Genomic DNA, 17,194 nt, shown 5'->3' with positions numbered 1-17,194 from the left:
CCCCCTCGCCGCCTCCGGGCGTCGCGCCCTCGACAAGCTGGCAGTATTGCCGCCCACGGTGAAGCTGTTGCTGGCGTCGATGACGTTGTTCAACATCGGCTTCTATCTGGTGATCCCGTTCCTGGCCGTGCACCTGTCGGAGAATCTGGGATTGGCGGCGTGGCTCGTGGGCCTCGTCCTGGGCCTGCGGATGCTGAGCCAGCAGGGCATGTTCTTCCTCGGCGGCAGCCTCGCCGACCGGTTCGGGGTGCGGCCGGTCATCCTCGTCGGCATCGCGATCCGGGTGGCCGGGTTCCTGTGGCTGGGGTTCGCCGAAAGCACCGCGTCGGTGATCATCTCGGTGCTGATGATCGGCTTCTCGGCCGCGCAGTTCGCCCCCGCGGTGGAGTCCACCAACGCGTCCTTCGGCCGCGACCTCAAGGAGCGCGGCGTCATGCGCCGCACCGAGTTGTTCGCCCTGGAGCAGATGTGCAGCCGCCTCGGCACCGTCATCGGCCCGGCGCTGGGCGCCGCGCTGCTGGCGTTCCCGTTCTCCTGGACCGCGTCAGTGGCCGCCGCGCTGTTCGTCGGGATGTGGATCGGCTTCTTCGCCCTGCTCCCGCGCGCCAGCGCCGACGAGCGCGTGTCGACCTACACCCTGGCCGACGTGTGGCGCAGCGTGCTGGTGAACAAGCGCTTCCTGGCCTTCGCCGCGATGTGCAGCTGCCAACTACTGACCTATAGCCAGCTGTACCTCATGTTGCCGGAGCAGCTCCAGCGCGGCGTCGGCTCGCAGGACGCGCTCGGCTGGTTCTACGTGGGCGCGGCCCTGCGCGACACCATCGCGGCCCTCGCGGAGGAGTCCAATCTGGGCGCGCACTTCCGGATGCTCAACGAATGCGTCGAGGACGAACGGGATGGTGAGCGGGTTCGGCAGCGAGACGGCGACGCTGACGACGGGGTCCAGCTTGATCAGCCCGCCGTTCTTGACGACGGTGAGGTTCCCGAAGGTGCCCATCGCGTCGAGCTGGTCCGCGAACTTGTCGTAGTTGTCCACCAGCAGCACGTCCGCGTCCAGCAGGCTCAGCGTCTCGGGCGTCACATCGAAGGACAGCGCGCCGTCCTGGAAGTGGTCCTGAGCTGGGCGGGCGGCACGAAGCCGAGCTGTGTGAGCAGCTGGAAGCGGGCCGCGTCGGGGCTGAACGCGCGCAGGGAGCCGTCGGGGCGGACGGTGATGAGCACCGCCGACTTGCCCTCGAACTGCGGGTTGTCGGCCCGCGCCCGCGTCACCCCGGCCTCGGTGTCCGCGACGAGCTTCGCCGCCTTCTCCGGCAGCCCTACCGCCGCCCCGACCCGGGTGGTCACGTCCTGCCAGGGCAGCACCCAGTCGGTCTGGTCCGCGGCATGCAGCACCGTCGGCGCGATGCCGCTGAGCTGCTCGTAGTGGTTCTCGTCGATGGCGTTGTCGACGGCGATGATGACGTCCGGGTCCGCTGCCGCCACCGACTCCAGGCTGAAGTCCGTGGTGCCGTTCGCCAACGCCGTCGGCCGGTCGCCCGTAAGGCTCGACTCCGCCCAGACGCCGATGCCCGTGTCCGTCGAGCCCGTCCACACCGGGACCATGACCGGCGTGACGCCGAGCGCCAGCAGCACGTCCGCGTCGCCGATACCGATCGCCGCGACCGTCCACACCAGGCGCCAGCCGCTACCCTCGACCGCATGACCCGACGCCGCCGCATCACCTACTGGCTCACCGCCCTTGTGGCGGTGGTGACCCTCGCGGGCGCCGCCGTGGTGCTACTCGCCCCCGAGCGCTACTTCCCGTGGGACACCGCATCCATCCCCTCAGCCGACAGCTCATGGTCCCCTGAGCAGGCCAGGATCGTGGAGCTGGCGCGGGCAGAGCACCAGACCCAGCGGCCCGGCACGTTCTACGCGGAGGGCGTCACGGAGCCCTGGTGCGCGGACTTCGTCAGCTGGATCATGCGCGAGGCCGGCCAGCCGCTGTCCAACCCCAACTCGGGGCACTGGCGCATCCCCGGCGTCTACACGCTGCAAGAGCACTACCAGGCCGAGGGCAGGTACGAGCCCTCCGACGGCAGCTATCGGCCGACGGTGGGCGATGTGGTGCTCTACGACAACGTGATCGGCGTCGGCCAGCACACCAATATCGTCGTCGCGGCGGACGGCGACTCCATCACCACCGTCGGCGGCAACGAGCTGGGCAAGATCCGCGTCCACGATGTCGACTGGCGCAAGGACTCCGCCGTGATCGGGTTCGGCCGACTCGCCCCGGCCCCCGAGGTCGCGGGCTAATACGCGTCGTGCTCGATCATGTCCTCGAGCTCGGCCAGCGAGTCCTCCAGGTGCACCAGCAGCCGCTGCAGCTTCGGCACGCTGCGCCGGCAGCCCACGATCCCGAACTGCAGGGTGTCGGCGTAGCTGATCACGGTGATGTTCACGGCGAGGTCGTCCATCGGGATCGACGCCGGGTACGAGCTCTCCAGCCGGCCGCCGTTCCAGTACTGGACCTCCGCGGGCCCGGGCACGTTGGAGATGACGATGTTGAACGCGGGGCGGCCCGCCAACTGGGACGCGCCGGGGAAGAACTGGAGGCCCATCCCGATCAGGTTGAGCCCGCTGAGCGCGGTGATCTGCAAGGTGGTGCGCCCATCCATGCCCGCCTTGGCCTGGCCCATCGACTCGTGGATGCGGTGCAGCCGGGACGCGGGGTCGAGCAGATCGGTCCCGAGGTCGCACAGCACCGCGCCCAGCGCGTTGCCCCCGCCCGGCTCGCTCTCGCCCTGGCCCCGGGCGAGCCCGCCGGGCCCGATGCCCCGCAGCGACACCGGGACCATCGCGATCAGGGGCTTCTCCGGCAGCGCGTCGAGCTCTAGGAGGTAGCGGCGCAGCGCCCCGGAGCAGATACCCAGCACCGCGTCGTTGAACGAGACACCCGCGCCCTTGCTGACGGTGAGCACCCGCCCCTTGGGCCAGGACTGCGCGGCGAACCGCCGCGCCCCGGTGATCGGGACGTTGAAGATGCTGGGCGGCGCCTGGAACGGTTGCGCCGCAGCGTCTTCCCGCAGCATCAGCAGGCCCTCGCCCACCAGCGCGGGCCCCACGCCCGCGACGTCGCGGGCGGTCCGCAGCACAGCGCCCACACCCGCCAGCGGATTGAAGCCGCCGGATTCGGCCGGCGCGGCAGGCCGGCGTCGCGCACGCCGCTGCCAGGGCGGGGCGCAGTCGCGGAAGGCGGGGTCGGGCGACATCGAGCCGTACCAGGCCAGCGCGGCCGACACGCCGTCCATCAGCGCGTGGTGGGTCTTCGAGAACACCGCGACGCGCCCATCCTCCAGGCCCTCGATCACGTAGGCCTCCCATAACGGGCGGTGCCGATCCAGCAGCGTGCCGTGCAGCATCGAGGCCAATTCCAGCAGCTCGCGCACGCGCCCCGGCTTGGGCAAGGCGAGCAGGCGCACGTGATACTCCAGGTCCACGTCCAAATCCTCGGCCCAGCTCACCGGCGAGAAGCTCGAGAGCAGCTGGCCGGGCTTGCGCCGGAAGATCGGCCGGATGTCCTCGACCCCGCGGAACGCGTCGTGGAGGGACCGCGCGAACTCGCTGGGGTCCATCCCGTTCGGCGGCGTGAACAGCGAGAGCCCGCCCACGTGCATCGGGTGCTCGCGGGACTCGATCAGCAGGAATCCCGCATCCACGGGCGACATCAGGGCCATGGTCCATGCTCCCACGCGGGGCGGACCGCCCATCTCCGTTTCACCGCGTCCGGCTCCGCGATTACCTACCTCACATTAATATTGCAGGACTGCATCTTTGCTGTACTGTAACTCTGCATGAGCGAAAACTCGACGGCCGCCCGTCCGTCCCTGCGGGAGCGCAAACGCGAGCAGACGTGGCACGCCATCCATGAGGCCGCGGCCCGCCTCGCGCTGGCCCACGACCAGCTCGCCGACGTGTCGGTGGACACCATCGCCGAGCAGGCGAACATCTCCCAGCGGACCTTCTTCAACTACTTCGGCTCGAAGGAGGACGCCATCCTGGGCCAGCGCCCGCCGGAGATCGACGACGAGCTGGCCGCCGGCTTCGTGCTCGAGGAGGGCGACGACCTCGTCGAGAAGGTCGCCTTCCTCCTGATCTCCGTGTTCCGTGACGCGACGGCCGGCAGCGGCCCCGAGCAACGCCGCGCCCTGATGCGCAAACACGACGTCCTCGTGCGCAAGGGCATGGCCCACGTCGAGGATGTGCGGCACCTGGTGCAGGACCTCGTCGTGGACCGCCTCGCGGAACAGCCCCGATGGCGCGGCAGCCCAGACCTCGACGACGCCGCCCAGCTAGTCATCCTCACCGCCAGCGCCGTCATGCGCGTGGCGGTCCCCAAATTGATCAACGCGTCCGACCCGGCCGAAGAGACCGTGATCGTCCGCGGACTAACTCACATTTTCCAGGAAGTCACGAGGCCCACCCCATGACCACCACAGCCACACACGAGGAGAAGCAGAAGCAACGCGGCATCATGCTCGTCTTCGGCGGCCTCATGCTCACCATGCTGCTCGCCTCGCTCAACCAGACGGTGCTGAGCACGGCGCTGCCAACGATCGTCGGCGAGCTGCACGGCATCGACCAGATGCTGTGGGTGATCACCGCCTTCATCCTGGCGTCGACGATCATGATGCCGGTCTACGGCAAGCTCGGCGACCTCTTCGGCCGCAAGTCGCTGCTGCTCATCGCGATCGGCATCTTCATCGGCGGCTCCCTCGTGGGCGCGCTGGCCCCGGACATGACGTGGCTGATCGTCGCCCGCGTCATCCAGGGCATCGGCGGCGGCGGGTTGATGATCCTGTCGCAGGCCACCATCGCGGACGTGGTCCCGGCCCGCGAGCGCGGCAAGTACATGGGCATCATGGGCGGCGTCTTCGCGGTGTCCTCCGTCGCCGGCCCGCTGCTCGGCGGCTGGTTCACCGAGGGCCCCGGCTGGCGCTGGGTGTTCTGGATCAACCTGCCGATCGGCCTGCTGGCGTTCATCGCCGCTGCGGTCTTCCTGCGGCTGCCCAAGCGCGCGCAGGTCAAGGCCCGGATCGACACCGCCGGCATGGCGGTGCTCGCCGTCGCGACGACCACTATCGTCCTGTTCGCCACCTGGGGCGGCTCCAAGTACGCCTGGACCTCACCCACGATCCTGGCGCTGGCCGCCGTCTCGGTGGCCGCCCTCGTGCTGTTCGTGTTCATCGAGCGCCGCGCCGAGGAGCCGGTGATGCCGCTGCACCTGTTCAAGGACCGCAACTTCAACCTCACCACCGTCGCGGGACTGCTGACCGGCGTCGCGATGTTCGGCGCGCTGTCCTACCTGCCGACGTACCTGCAGATGGTGACCGGCCACAGCGCCACCGTCGCCGGGCTGCTGATGATCCCGATGATGGGCGGGCTGCTCGTGACCTCCATCATCGCGGGGCAGTACGTGTCCAAGACCGGCAAGTACAAGAAGCTGCCGATCGCCGGCGCGTTGATCCTGGCCCTGGGCCTGTTCCTGCTCTCCACCGTCACCGTCGGCTCCCCCGTCTGGCTGATCTGCGTGTACATCGCGGTGATGGGCGTCGGCCTGGGCACCATGATGCAGCTGCTGGTGCTGATCGTGCAGAACTCCTTCCCCATCGAGGAGGTCGGCACCGCCACCGCGTCGAACAACTACTTCCGCCAGATCGGCGCCACCCTGGGCACCGCGGTCGTCGGCAGCGTGTTCACCTCGCGGCTGTCGACCCTGCTGCTCGACCGCATGCCCGAGGCCGCCGGCGGCACCGACACCCAGTCCCTGACGCCCGGCGTGGTCTCGCAGCTGCCCGACGCCCTGCGGCTGCCGATCATCGAGTCCTATAACGACGCGCTGACACCCATCTTCCTGTACATGACGCCGCTGGCGATCATCGCCGCGATCATCCTGTGCTTCGTCGTCGAGAAGCCGCTGGCGACCTCGATCGAGCGCAAGGACGAGTCCGTCGAGGGCGCAGCGCAGAACGACGCTGCGGCCGAGGAGGTCGCCGTCGCGGCCGTCGATCCCGACGACGAGCGCGACAAGGTCCTCGTGGACTAGCGGCGCCGGACCACCCCGCGGGCGACCAGCTCCACGGCGACCGCGACCGCGCAGGACTGGGCGAGGAGCACCCCGGCCAGTACCAGGATCTGCACCCCGCCCGCCGCGGTGGCCGAGCCCGACGCGAGCAGCACGCCGACGAACGCGCCCGGCAGGGTGACCAGGCCGACGGTGCGGGTCTGGTCCACCCCGGGCAGCAGGGCGGAGGAGGCGGCGGAGCGGACCACGTCGATCTGCGCGTCGCGCACGGTCAGCCCCAGGCTCAGGCCCGCCTCCACCTCGCCCCAGCGCGCCCCCACGGCGTCCAAGCCCAGACGGGCCGCCAGCGAGGTCGCCACCATCGCGTTGCCCATGATGATGCCGCCGATGGACACGAGCGCGACTCCCTTGAGCGGCACCACCCCGCTGATCAGCATCAACGGCAGCACCGCGGCCATCCCGGCCGCGATCCCGATCGTCAGCCAGGCCCCCGACCAGCCCGCGGACGCCCTGCGCGCAGAGGTGAAGGCGGCCGCGGCGAACATCCCCACCAGCACCAACAGCGAGGACCACAGGTTCGCGAGCGCCGCCGCGATGATCAGCGAGATCACCGCCAGCTGCACCGCGCCGCGCGCCACCGCGCCGGGGACCGTCGCGAGGGGGCCGAGGGCGGTGAACTTGTAGACCGCCGCAGCTATGAGCACCATCACGGCGCACAGCACCACCAGCGCGAGGCCGGGACTCGCCAGTTCGGTGGTCACCGCACGAGCGTAATGCCGTTTGGATTCGACCGTCCCCGTCCCCTCCACGTGGGCGAAATCGTGGGAGACTGAATTGTTGGCCGCGGCCACCACGACCCCCACCTTGCCGGTCCGACGCAGCCAGCGTCCGGAGGCGAATCATGCGCACCACCACACGCCCGCCCGCCACACGTCGACGCGCCGCCATCGCGGCCGGGGCAGGCCTGATCACCGCCGCGGCGCTCCTGCTCGGCGGCTGCGGCAGCTCCACCACGACCGACGGCTCCGCCACGTCCAGCGACCTCATGCCCAGCATGTCCAACATGCCCGCCGTCCCGTCCGCGACCGGCGAGATCACCATCTCCGACTTCGAGTTCAAGGTCCCGGAGTCCGTCACCCCCGGCGAGACCCTGACCATCCGCAACAACGACAGCACCGAGCACTCCGTCACCGCCGACGCCTCGGGATCGTTCAGCGTGGACATCCCCGCGAACGGCACGGCCACCATGACCGCGCCCGACCAGGCCGGGACGTTCGCGTTCCACTGCAAGTATCACTCGTCGATGCACGGGAAACTGACCGTGTCCTAGCCACTCTCAGCTTTCTCACAGCGGTGCGGCGTAAACCTTGCAGACGTGCCTCTGACAACGCCCGCCACGGCCCTCGCCGCAGATTGGATCGCGCTCGCCGTGATCCTGCTGGCCTGTGCCGCCCTCGTGTCGACCGTGACGACGTCCGCGTGGACCCCGGTGGGGCGGATGTGGCTGCGCACGGGATCGGTCGCCGTCCTCTTCGCCGCGCTGACCGCGCAGGTGGCCGCCTCGGGCTGGTTGACCGGCGGCGACGGCCCCACGCTGGACTGGCTGATGGCGCACCGCTCCGCCACGTGGACGTCCATCGCGAAGTTCATCACCAATGCGGGCGGCCCGGCCGGGACCATCGCGATCGGCGTCGTGATCGCCGCGTTCCTGACCTGGCGCACCCGCCGCGTCGTGCCCGGCGCGGCGGTGTTGGGCACCGTCGCGATCGCGGCCGTCGCCAACACCGTGATGAAATCGCTGATCGGCCGCGAGCGCCCGCCCGTGCTCACCCACCTGGTCGACGAGACGGACCTGTCCTACCCCTCCGGGCACGTCGCCGGGACGACGGCGTTGGTCGGGGTGGTGCTGCTGGTCTATATCGCTGGCCGGCCGAGCCGGGTCCGAGCTGGGATCGCCGCCGCGGCGGCCGTGCTGGTCGTCGCCGTCGTGGCGCTGACGCGGCTATACCTCGGCGTGCACTGGCTCTCGGACACCCTCGGCGGCGCGCTGTTGGGGACCACTGTGGTGCTGGCCGTCGCGGCCGTCGTCACGTCGGCGCCGGCCCTCGACATCCGCGCTCGGGCTCGGCGGCCCGGCGCCAGCCAAGCCCTGGCCCCCGCCGGCTAGCGGCTGAGGACCAGCAGGAATCCGCCGCCGCCCGGCTCGATCTTGGCGCTCAGCGTCAGCTCCGGCGCGAGGCGGGCGAGCCGGTCCAGCAGCCAGTCGGAGGCCTGCTGCGCGTCGTCCTTGGTTGGGCAGCGCGCGACGGCGACCCGGCCCGGCTTGCGGGTGAGCTGCTCGACGACGCCGATGATCGGCGCGGGGTCCACCACGAACAGCTCGTCGGACCATGGCACGACGGGCCTGACCGCGCCCTTCTTCGTGTTGCAGCCGCGGTGGGCCAGGCGCTCGGGGCCGCCCTTGCCCTTCTTCGCCGTGTTGATGCTGTCGATGCTGGGCCCGCGCGAGTCGTTGACCGACATCTCCGGGTCCACGGGCTCGTCACAGAGCCAGCATCGCCAGTTCTCGCGCTCGCCCACCTCATCCAGCTTGCTTGTCCGCATGGCACGACGCTACCGGGCGGGCAGGCTCAGCCGTCCAGCGCGCCGAACCTCGTGGTGGTGTCGGCGCCCAGCGAGGCGAACAGCAGGTTGTTCACCGGCGCGCCGAGCTTGAGCGCGAGGCCGAAGCCCCGCCGCGGCGCGGAGGCGAAGGTCCAGGTGAAGCGGCTGCCGCCGGAGATCTCCTCGACGAGGTAGTCCTCAGCGAACGCCTGGAACAGCGGCACGTTGGCGGTGGCCGCGTGGAACGCGTAGCGGCGGCCAGCCTCGTCCCAGTGGAAGAAGCGCTCCTCCATCCGCATGGCCCCGCCGACCTCCACGTGCCGGAGCGCGCCCGCGCCGTACGGCGGCTCGCCCTCGAATCGCACACTTGTCAGCATCCGGCACCACGAGAGCGGCCGCGTCGCCGTCAACGCGGCCCAGACCTCGTCCGGGCCGGCCTTGAGCTCGCAGATCTGCCGCGACACGTGCGGCGCGGTGTGGAAGAACGTGAGGTCGACGGGGTCCAGCACGAACCTGTGGGCCATCAGAGATTCCTCACGTAGTGGGTGCCGTGTTGTGCGCCAGACTACGGTGCCGGCGCACGAACAGGCTCCGCACGCGCTCGGGCAGACCGCGACCCCGTCCCTCCGCTCCCAGAACTAGAGCTTGGGCCCCTGCGCGCGCAGGTCCTCCACCTCGCCCATCGCGTCCCGCAGCTGCGCCAGCCATTCCTCGGCGTGCTCCCCGACCAGCCGCACGGACCAGGCCAGGGCGTCCGCCCGGGAACGCGCGACCCCGGCGTCGACGAGCGTGTCGAGCACTCGGCGCTCGGGCTGCCGCAGCCTGGTCATGACGGGAACGGCCAAGTGGGTGAACAGGATCCGCTGCTCTCCCACCCGCACGCCCCAGGAGAAGGTGCGGCCGTAGCGGGCCTGGCCCTCGTCGGCGATCGCCATGCGGGCGGCGCGGGTCTCCTCGCGGAACCGGGACGCCCGGCCCTCGCCCTCCGCGGCCGAGGTGCCCGCCGGCAACGGCAGGGTCCCGACGATCACGATCTCCTCCTTGTCGACGGTCACCTCCGCCGGGCCGTCGAACCACTCGGACGGCAGCCGGCCGCTCAGCCAGTCGGCGGCGTCCGCGGCGTCCGGCATGTGCGCGCTCTGCCACCCGCCGGGCCGGCCGAACTTGTTGTGTTGGTTTCTCATCATGTGCCTCCTTGGATAATTACATGATTACTCCGTTTCATCGGGCGCGCCACAATGTCCGCCCACGGCCAAATCACCACAGGTAGCATCGGGCACTAAACAGCCCACTTGGAGGTACGTGATGAGCGCGGTCAAGAGCGAGTTCGACGCCGAGTCCGGCATCGGCACGATCACCCTCGACAACCCCGGCCAGCGCAACCCGCTGTCGCTGGCCGCGATGCGCGAGGTGACGGAGAAGGTGCGGGCCCTCGGCGCGGACCCCGCCGTGCGCGTCGTGATCCTCACCGCGGCCGGCCCCGTGTTCTCCGCGGGCCACAACCTGTCCGAGATCATCGACCGCACCCTCGAGGAGGAGCAGGAGATCTTCGAGGTGTGCACCGCGATGATGGACGCCGTCCAGGAGATCCCGCAGCCGGTGATCGCGGCGGTGCAGGGCCCGGCCATCGCCGCCGGCTGTCAGCTGGTGGCCACGTGCGACCTCGCCATCGCGGCGGACACCGCGGCCTTCGGCACCCCCGGCGTGCGCATCGGCCTATTCTGCTCCACGCCGATGGTGGCGGTCAGCCGTGCGATCGGCCGCAAGCGCGCGCTGCAGATGCTGCTCACCGGCGAGACCATCGACGCCGCGACGGCCGCAGACTGGGGCCTGATCAACTTCGCCGTCCCCGCGGAGCAGCTCGACACCGCGGCGCGGGGACTCGCCGCCCAGATCGCCAGCGCCAGCCCCCTGACCCTGGCCATCGGCAAGCAGGCGTTCTACCGGCAGATCGACCTGCCCCAAGACGAGGCCTACGAGCTCATGGGCGAGACCATGGCCGCCAACGCCGTCACCTGCGACGCGCAGGAGGGCATGAGCGCATTCCTCGCCAAGCGCCCGCCGGTGTGGCAGGGGAAGTAACCCCCGTCAGCATTCCCGGGCCTCCCGGCGGGCCCGCAAGCCGCCATTGACGGCGGGCCCTCCTCAGGCGACGTCGACACCGCTATCGGCATGCCATTTTGACGGCCGCACCCCTTGCACCCGAGCCCCACACCCTGGACATTGTGAGCTGCCTCATTCAAAACATTGACATACTGCGCCTCTCTGTCTAGATTTCAGATCACTAACGATTCAATGTCCATTGGCCGCTCGCGCAGCAGCGGCCCCCAGGAAGGCGATCACCGTGTCTGAACTCGCACCGACCAAGATTCCGCGGTTGACCTACACCACCCCCGACGGCACCACCGCCCGCTGGCGGGACCGCAAGCGCTACCTCTGGATCATCGCGCTGATCCCCGCCATCGCGGTCTTCATCGCGGTGGGCCTCGTGACCGCCACCGGCCTGAATATCTTCTGGTGGGCCGGACCCATCATCTTGTTCGGGATCGTCCCTCTCATCGACATCCTCGCCGGCGAGGACGGAAACAACCCGCCGGAGGAACTGGTCGAGGAGCTGGAGAACGACCGCTTCTACCGCTGGACCACCTACGCGTTCGTGCCCTTCCAGCTCGCCGCATTCGTCACTGCCTGCTACATCTGGGCCAATTGGGACCTGAGCCTGCTCTCCAACCTCGGCCTGGCCCTCACCGTCGGCGTCACGGGCGGCATCGGCATCAACACCGCCCACGAGTTGGGCCACAAGAAGGAGTCGGTGGAGCGCTGGCTGTCGAAGGTCGTCCTCGCCCAGTCCGGCTACGGGCACTTCTACGTCGAGCACAACCGCGGCCACCACGTCCGCGTCGCCACCCCCGAGGACGCCGCGTCCTCGCGCCTCGGCGAGAACTTCTACCTCTTCTGGCCGCGCACCGTGTGGGGCTCGCTCACCTCGGGCTGGGAGCTGGAGAAGTCGCGCCTGCAGAAGCAGGGCAAGACCCACTGGTCCATCAAGAACGAGGTCCTCAACGCCTGGCTGATGTCGGTCGTGCTCTTCGGCGCCATGCTGGCGATCTTCGGCATCGGCATCCTGCCGTGGCTGCTCATCCAGGCCGTGTTCGGATTCTCCCTGCTCGAGGTCGTCAACTACCTCGAGCACTACGGGCTCCAGCGACAGAAGCTGCCCAGCGGCCGGTATGAGCGCTGCACCCCGCGGCACAGCTGGAACAGCGACCGCATCACCACCAACGTCTTCCTCTACCACCTGCAGCGCCACAGCGACCACCACGCGAACCCCACCCGCCGCTACCAGGTCCTGCGCAGCTTCGAGGAGTCCCCGCAACTGCCGCTGGGCTACGGCACCATGATCGTCGTCGCCGCCATCCCGGCCCTGTGGCGCAAGGTGATGGACGACCGCGTCGTCGCCCACTACGGCGGGGACATCACCCTCGCCAACATCCAGCCCGCCAAGCGCGAGAAGTACCTCACCCGCTACGCCAACACGGGAGCCTGACATGACCACGACCACCGCGTACAAGCTCTTCGAGTGCATGCAGTGCGGCTTCGAGTACGACGAGGCGCTCGGCTGGCCCGAGGACGGCATCGAGCCCGGCACCCGCTGGGACGAGATCCCCGACGACTGGTCCTGCCCGGACTGCGGCGCCGCGAAGGCCGACTTCCAGATGGTCGAGGTAGCCCGGTAATGGCCGTCGGCCGGATCGTCATCGTCGGGACGGGGATCGCCGGCGCCACCGCCGCCGAGACCCTGCGCAAGGAGGGCTACGACGGCGAGGTGGTACTGATCGGCGCCGAGCCCGGGCTGCCCTACCGCCGCACGATGGCCTCCAAGGAACTCCTCGCCGGGGACGCGCGGGCGGAGCTCAAGTCCGCGCAGTTCTGGGTCGACGCCGGCGTCGACCTGCGCTCCGCGGTCGAGGTGACGGCGATCGACCCGGCCGCGCGCGTCGTCGCCACCGATGACGGCCAGACGCTGACCTACGACGCGTTGCTGCTCGCCACCGGCGGTCGCCCCCGAGAGTTGGCGCTGGCACCGGCTGGCGTGCACTACTTGCGCACCATGGGCGACGCGGAAAAGCTGCGTGATTCGTTGGCCGCCGCCCACTCGGTACTCATCGTCGGCGGCGGCCTCATCGGCTGCGAGGTCGCCGCCGCGGCGGCCGCGGGCCGCGCGGTCACCCTGCTCGAGGCGGGCGGATCGATCCTCGAAAGAGTCCTCCCACCGCAGGTTTCGGCGATGCTCGCGGGCCTCCACGAGGCCAACGGCGTCGACGTCCAGACCGGGGTCGCGCTGACCGGCATCGAACGCGGGCCGGACGGGCTCACCGCGATCGCCGCCGACGGGCGGTCCTGGACCGCGGACGCGGTGGTCGTCGCCGTAGGCATGGCCCCCAACACGGAGCTGGCGCAGGCCGCCGGGCTAGAGGTCGCGGACGGGATCGTGGTCGACGAGTTCTGCGCCACCTCGGCGCCCGGGATCTTCGCCGCGGGCGATGTCGCCCGGCTGCCGAACCCGATCATTGGCGGTTCCCACCGCGTCGAGCATTGGAACCACGCGCAGGCGCACGGGGCCGCGGCGGCCCGGGCGATGCTGGGGCTAGGCGCGGCGTACGCGGATGTGCCGTGGTGCTGGACCACTCAGTACGGCAAGAACGTGCAGATCACGGGCTGGCCCGGCGCGGCGCAGGAGTGGGCGGTCGACGGCAGCGTCGCGGGCCACGATTTCACGGCGCTCGCGACCCGCGCGGGCGCCCCCATCGGGGCCGTCTCGCTGGGCCGGCCGAAGGATGTACGAGCCGCGCGGGCGGAGATCGCCGCCGCGCATGCCGCGGTCTCAAGGGTCTAACTCATGTACACGGCGGCCGAAATGGCGCAATCGCCGCGGGCCGTAAACAATGGCCACATGGTCCAATCCCCTGCCTCGGCACCCGCCCCTCCAGCCCGCGGCCCCTACCAACGGGCCGCGCGGGAACTGCTGCGTCAGACCGTCCTCCAGACGACGCAGCAGCTGCTGTCGGAGCGAGACTGGAGCGAGGTGACGATGACGGACATCGCGACCGCGGCCGGCATGAGCCGACAAACGCTGTACAACGAGTTCAAGTCGCGGAACGGCGTCGCGCAGGCCTACGTGCTGCGCCTGGTCGATGGCTACGTGGACCTGTTCGGCGCGGCGGTCAGCGGACACCGCAACGATGTCCAGGGCGGCCTCGAGAGGGGCTTCGCGGACTTCCTGCTCGAAGCGGCCAGCGACCCGCTGGTGCAATCGGCCATCGCCGGCACGGCCAAGCTCGACGTGATGCGCCTCGTCACCAGCGACGGCGGGATGATCCTCGACGCCGCCTCCGTGCGCCTGGCGAAGATCGCAATGGCCGCCTGGGGGCTCCGGGACTACGAGGCCGCCGCCCGGCTCGGCCGGCTAGTGGTGCGGCAGGCGATGAGCTTCATCACGCTGCCGCCCAGGCCGGAGGAAGATCCAGCCGGCGACCTGAGCCGGATGCTCGCGCCGCTGATCGAGAGCCTGCGCGCGGGCTAGGCGGGCACGACTACCCCGCCTCGGTGCCCCGCAACACGGAATGGCCCAGCCAGTGGCAGGCCTGCAGCGCGATTTGGATGTTCCAGATCTCGTCGGGGTCGGCCAGGCTCAACCCGCCCACATCCAGCGCCTGGCCCACCCGGTACTGAATGGTGTTGCGGTGCACGTTCAATAGCGCGGACGCAGCCGCGAAGCTACGGCCATTCATCAAGAACGAGCACAGGGTCTCCCGCAGCCGAGCCGACCGCTCGGTGTCGGCGGCGAGATCCCCGAGCACGTCGGAGACGAACTCTCGCAGACGGATGATGTCGCCGGCCATCAAGGCCACAGAGGCTATCTGCGAATACGCGACGACCGGGCCGCTGTCCTCTTTTGCCGCGACGACGGCCAGCACCTGCCGCGCGCTCTTGTAGCTGCGGCGAAACCCGGGCGCCCCACCCGCCGGCTTGCCGAGGGCCAGCCGCACGTCCACGTTTGCCGCGACGACGCCCTGGGCGACCGCGGCTACGTCGAGCTCGAAGTCGCCCGGAACCGTGAACCACATCCAGGATTCGCCGATGGTCGAGTCGACCAGCAGGGGCGGCGCGGTCACCGTGATGTGCTTCAGCAGCAGATCCCGGGTGTGCCGCAGGACGCTCTCACGCGCGGCGGAGTCCCGTGCGCGGAGCCCGAGGCCGCCGATGTGCACGCACACCGCCAGATGCCGCGCGTCCAGCCGGTAGCCGAGCGCACGCTCCGCGGCGGCCACGTCGACCGAGTTCCCGTCCACCAGTTGCGAGACCCATCCCCACCGCAAGCCGCTCTGGCTGCCGGCCCATTGGTCCCGCTCGTGCATATACGCCTGCTCGACCTCCTTGCACACCTTGTCGATGTACTGCGCGGCACGGTTCACAATCTTGATGATCGTCAGGCTGCCGTCCACGAGCTGGAGCATGCTGACGCGGCTCATCGCGGCCTCGAGGAACTCGGCGTGCCCAATCCGGTAGGCGCGGATCAGCAGTGATATCTCGATCTCCGACCGCGCCGCCTCTTGCGCATGCGCGATCGCGGCGGCCGGCACTTGCAGGTCCTTCACCTCGGCGTCAGTCACCAGGAAGTGCACCGCGGCCTTGATATTCGCGTCCACGCTGCCCTCGAGCAGACGTCCCAGGACCGGATCGTCGTCGAGTTCCGTGATCTCGTCCCTGAGCAGCTGCACGAGATTCCCGATGAAATTTCCCGACAGCATTTCCATCGCGACCTGTGACCCGACGTCCTGAGTCGGTGGGTTCATCACGTTTGCTCCTCACGGTTGTCAGCAGTTCCATCGATCCCCGGCATCCGTTGTGCGGAGCGCACAAAATGTGTCGCATACTTCATATCACGCGCCTATGGCCCCAGTCACATTCTGACCATACTGTGGTCCATACCGACGAGCCGATGACCAGGCGATCCTGCAGTCTCACGGCTCCCCATGTCGGTCCGCGATCACACCCCACCACGGTTCCCTGGTCGCCGACGCGAGTTCCGGAAAGGCTGCAGGAATGCTCGACACGTCACACAATCTAGGGATCCTCGACGCCGGCCTCGAACGCCCCGCGCGTGAGCAGCGGCAGTGGGACGCACTGTTCCTCACCCTGTTCTCCGACCTGAACACCATCGCGCGCCATGTGCGGATGTCCATCCGGCTGGAACTGCCCTCCTACCACCTGATGCCCACTGCCAGGCTGGACGCGGAAGTTCTGGACCAGGTCAGCAGCGTCCTGCGACGAGCGCATCAGGGCTCCGCCGCCGCAAGCGCCACGGCACAAGCTGAGCCGGCGACGGTGGGGGCCCTACGCTGCCGCCAGGGCATTCCGGTGGACGACATGCTGCGCGCGTGGACAATCGGTGTGCAGGTGGCCATCCGCCACGCACGCAGGCGCGCGGCCACGCTCGACCTTGACACCGAGCATCTGCTCGACTTCGTCCAATCCGCTCTGGAATGGTCCGATGCCGCCATGGCGACCGCCGCCGCCGCGCACCGCGACGCCACACCCGATCTCACCTGCCAGGACCGGTCCTCCTTCGTGCGCAAGGCCCTGACCAGCGCCTTGCCACCCGCGGAGATCCTGAGCCGCGCAAGCACTTACGGGCTCGACGCAAGGCAGCGGTACTTCGCTGTGCGGGCCCGGCCAGCCGAGGGCCTGGCCCGGCGCGAGGTGGACGGACTCCTGCCATTCCGGTCCGCCGACCACGGACGCGACAGCGCGGGCACGCACATCGACGGCGATGTCGCCGGTTTCGTCCGCGAGCGGCCGGCGGGCCAGACCGCGGCGACCATCGGAGTGGGACCCGCTCGCACCCTCGACCAGATCGACGAGTCCTTCCGCCTCGCCACCCGCGCGCTCGACACTGCGCACAAATTCGGCCTCGGCGGGGCCCACGACCTGGACAGCCTCGGCCTGCGTGTGGCTGTCGCCGCCGATCGCGACGTCGGGGAGGCGATGCACCAGCGTTACGTCGCCCCGATCTCCCTCAGCAACTCCGGGCCCGAGCTGCTGGCCAGCCTGCGCGAATACCTCGCGTGCGGAATGCACGTCGAGCGCACCGCAGAGCGGCTCTTCGTCCACCAGAACACGGTCCGCTACCGCGTGGCCCGATGCGAGGAGGCCATCCAGGCCAGCCTCCGCGATCCACGAGTCGCGATGGAGGTGTCGTGGGGGCTCGACTGGGCAATTGTCCAATCACGTCAGGCCGCCGAACCCCGGACCTCGCCGTTGGAGCAGTCTCCAAGCTCCTGGCCCTGAACCTCAGAACTCCCTCCGTAGCCAGCGCCCGGCAGCCGCGGAAGGATAGAGAACGACGACAGGCAGCGATCCTGCCAGCGGGAAACTTCGTCCCGCACCACTCCCCCGACACGCCCGCTGTGGCCCTGTCACGCCGCGATTCGGCTCCCACTCGACGAGAACCCGCGCCGCCCC

The 17,194-nt window shown here is 69.7% G+C and carries 18 protein-coding genes and 1 pseudogene; 12 read left to right on the top strand and 7 right to left on the bottom strand.

The features are described from left to right. Positions 1-58: 58 nt before the first annotated feature. Positions 59-790: pseudogene (locus TBIF_RS26270) on the top strand (MFS transporter); the annotation flags it as partial. A 287-nt stretch (positions 791-1,077) separates the two neighbouring features. Here the strand turns inward: TBIF_RS26270 and TBIF_RS26265 are convergent. Continuing rightward, a complete protein-coding gene (locus TBIF_RS26265; protein WP_235174688.1) occupies positions 1,078-1,602 on the bottom strand; it encodes an ABC transporter substrate-binding protein in 525 nt (174 codons plus the stop codon). Positions 1,603-1,698: 96 nt separating this feature from the next. Between TBIF_RS26265 and TBIF_RS11675 the strand changes: the two genes are divergently transcribed. Continuing rightward, the gene (locus TBIF_RS11675; protein ID WP_024794979.1) at positions 1,699-2,295 is read left to right on the top strand and encodes a CHAP domain-containing protein; all 597 of its coding nucleotides are present in this window, start codon (positions 1,699-1,701) and stop codon (positions 2,293-2,295) included. On the opposite strand, the gene TBIF_RS11670 is transcribed toward TBIF_RS11675, so the two are convergent. After that, positions 2,292-3,716: a WS/DGAT/MGAT family O-acyltransferase gene (locus TBIF_RS11670; RefSeq protein ID WP_024794978.1), complete on the bottom strand. Its 1,425-nt coding sequence runs from the start codon at positions 3,714-3,716 to the stop codon at positions 2,292-2,294. The two genes, TBIF_RS11675 and TBIF_RS11670, sit on opposite strands and share 4 nt — an antisense overlap. Positions 3,717-3,833: 117 nt before the next feature. On the opposite strand from TBIF_RS11670, the gene TBIF_RS24465 reads away from it, so the two are divergent. Together TBIF_RS24465 and TBIF_RS11660 are read left to right on the top strand one after the other, a co-directional pair. Beyond that, positions 3,834-4,469, top strand: a complete 636-nt coding sequence (locus TBIF_RS24465; RefSeq protein ID WP_024794977.1) for a TetR/AcrR family transcriptional regulator — start codon at positions 3,834-3,836, stop codon at positions 4,467-4,469. Next, entirely contained in the window at positions 4,466-6,085 is a 1,620-nt protein-coding gene (locus TBIF_RS11660; protein WP_024794976.1) for an MDR family MFS transporter, read from the top strand. Before TBIF_RS24465 ends, TBIF_RS11660 begins: the two co-directional genes overlap by 4 nt. Here TBIF_RS11660 and TBIF_RS11655 read toward each other — a convergent pair. Continuing rightward, positions 6,082-6,825, bottom strand: a complete 744-nt coding sequence (locus tag TBIF_RS11655) for an ABC transporter permease (RefSeq protein ID WP_024794975.1) — start codon at positions 6,823-6,825, stop codon at positions 6,082-6,084. The two genes, TBIF_RS11660 and TBIF_RS11655, sit on opposite strands and share 4 nt — an antisense overlap. A 140-nt stretch (positions 6,826-6,965) precedes the next feature. Between TBIF_RS11655 and TBIF_RS24965 the strand changes: the two genes are divergently transcribed. Together TBIF_RS24965 and TBIF_RS23490 are read left to right on the top strand one after the other, a co-directional pair. Then, a complete protein-coding gene (locus TBIF_RS24965; protein WP_024794974.1) occupies positions 6,966-7,394 on the top strand; it encodes a cupredoxin domain-containing protein in 429 nt (142 codons plus the stop codon). 45 nt (positions 7,395-7,439) lie between these two features. Beyond that, positions 7,440-8,231: a phosphatase PAP2 family protein gene (locus tag TBIF_RS23490; protein ID WP_051461492.1), complete on the top strand. Its 792-nt coding sequence runs from the start codon at positions 7,440-7,442 to the stop codon at positions 8,229-8,231. On the opposite strand, the gene TBIF_RS11640 is transcribed toward TBIF_RS23490, so the two are convergent. From TBIF_RS11640 to abmR, 3 genes are all read right to left on the bottom strand, one after another. Next, positions 8,228-8,599, bottom strand: coding sequence for a hypothetical protein (locus TBIF_RS11640; protein ID WP_024794972.1), 372 nt, complete (start codon positions 8,597-8,599; stop codon positions 8,228-8,230). The genes TBIF_RS23490 and TBIF_RS11640 overlap by 4 nt on opposite strands. A 95-nt stretch (positions 8,600-8,694) precedes the next feature. Beyond that, positions 8,695-9,192: an SRPBCC family protein gene (locus TBIF_RS11635; RefSeq protein ID WP_024794971.1), complete on the bottom strand. Its 498-nt coding sequence runs from the start codon at positions 9,190-9,192 to the stop codon at positions 8,695-8,697. Between the two features lie 114 nt (positions 9,193-9,306). Further along, on the bottom strand, positions 9,307-9,852 hold the full coding sequence (abmR, locus tag TBIF_RS11630; protein ID WP_024794970.1) for an ATP-binding transcription factor AbmR: 546 nt from the start codon (positions 9,850-9,852) through the stop codon (positions 9,307-9,309). Between the two features lie 121 nt (positions 9,853-9,973). Here abmR and TBIF_RS11625 point away from each other — a divergent pair, with 121 nt between their 5' ends. The 5 genes from TBIF_RS11625 (at position 9,974) to TBIF_RS11605 (ending at position 14,252) form a co-directional block, all read left to right on the top strand. Next, positions 9,974-10,750: an enoyl-CoA hydratase gene (locus TBIF_RS11625; RefSeq protein WP_024794969.1), complete on the top strand. Its 777-nt coding sequence runs from the start codon at positions 9,974-9,976 to the stop codon at positions 10,748-10,750. Between the two features lie 286 nt (positions 10,751-11,036). Then, complete coding sequence (locus TBIF_RS11620; protein WP_051461496.1) at positions 11,037-12,215, top strand: alkane 1-monooxygenase; 1,179 nt, start codon at positions 11,037-11,039, stop codon at positions 12,213-12,215. A 1-nt stretch (position 12,216) separates the two neighbouring features. Continuing rightward, positions 12,217-12,405 (top strand): rubredoxin, encoded by a 189-nt coding sequence (locus TBIF_RS11615; protein WP_024794967.1) that lies wholly within the window; start codon positions 12,217-12,219, stop codon positions 12,403-12,405. Then, a complete protein-coding gene (locus TBIF_RS11610) occupies positions 12,405-13,565 on the top strand; it encodes an NAD(P)/FAD-dependent oxidoreductase (protein WP_024794966.1) in 1,161 nt (386 codons plus the stop codon). Before TBIF_RS11615 ends, TBIF_RS11610 begins: the two co-directional genes overlap by 1 nt. A gap of 57 nt (positions 13,566-13,622) precedes the next feature. Then, a complete protein-coding gene (locus TBIF_RS11605) occupies positions 13,623-14,252 on the top strand; it encodes a TetR/AcrR family transcriptional regulator (RefSeq protein WP_024794965.1) in 630 nt (209 codons plus the stop codon). 10 nt (positions 14,253-14,262) lie between these two features. Here the strand turns inward: TBIF_RS11605 and TBIF_RS11600 are convergent, their stop codons facing one another. Next, entirely contained in the window at positions 14,263-15,525 is a 1,263-nt protein-coding gene (locus TBIF_RS11600) for a PucR family transcriptional regulator (RefSeq protein WP_024794964.1), read from the bottom strand. 250 nt (positions 15,526-15,775) lie between these two features. Here TBIF_RS11600 and TBIF_RS26260 point away from each other — a divergent pair, with 250 nt between their 5' ends. Beyond that, the gene (locus tag TBIF_RS26260) at positions 15,776-17,020 is read left to right on the top strand and encodes a PucR family transcriptional regulator (RefSeq protein WP_024794963.1); all 1,245 of its coding nucleotides are present in this window, start codon (positions 15,776-15,778) and stop codon (positions 17,018-17,020) included. Positions 17,021-17,194: the final 174 nt, after the last annotated feature.

The organism is Tomitella biformata AHU 1821 (assembly GCF_000524475.1).
GTDB classification, from domain to species: Bacteria; Actinomycetota; Actinomycetes; order Mycobacteriales; family Mycobacteriaceae; genus Tomitella; species Tomitella biformata.
Note: the sequence above shows the minus strand (reverse complement) of the source record. Positions and strands in the feature narration are given on the sequence as shown.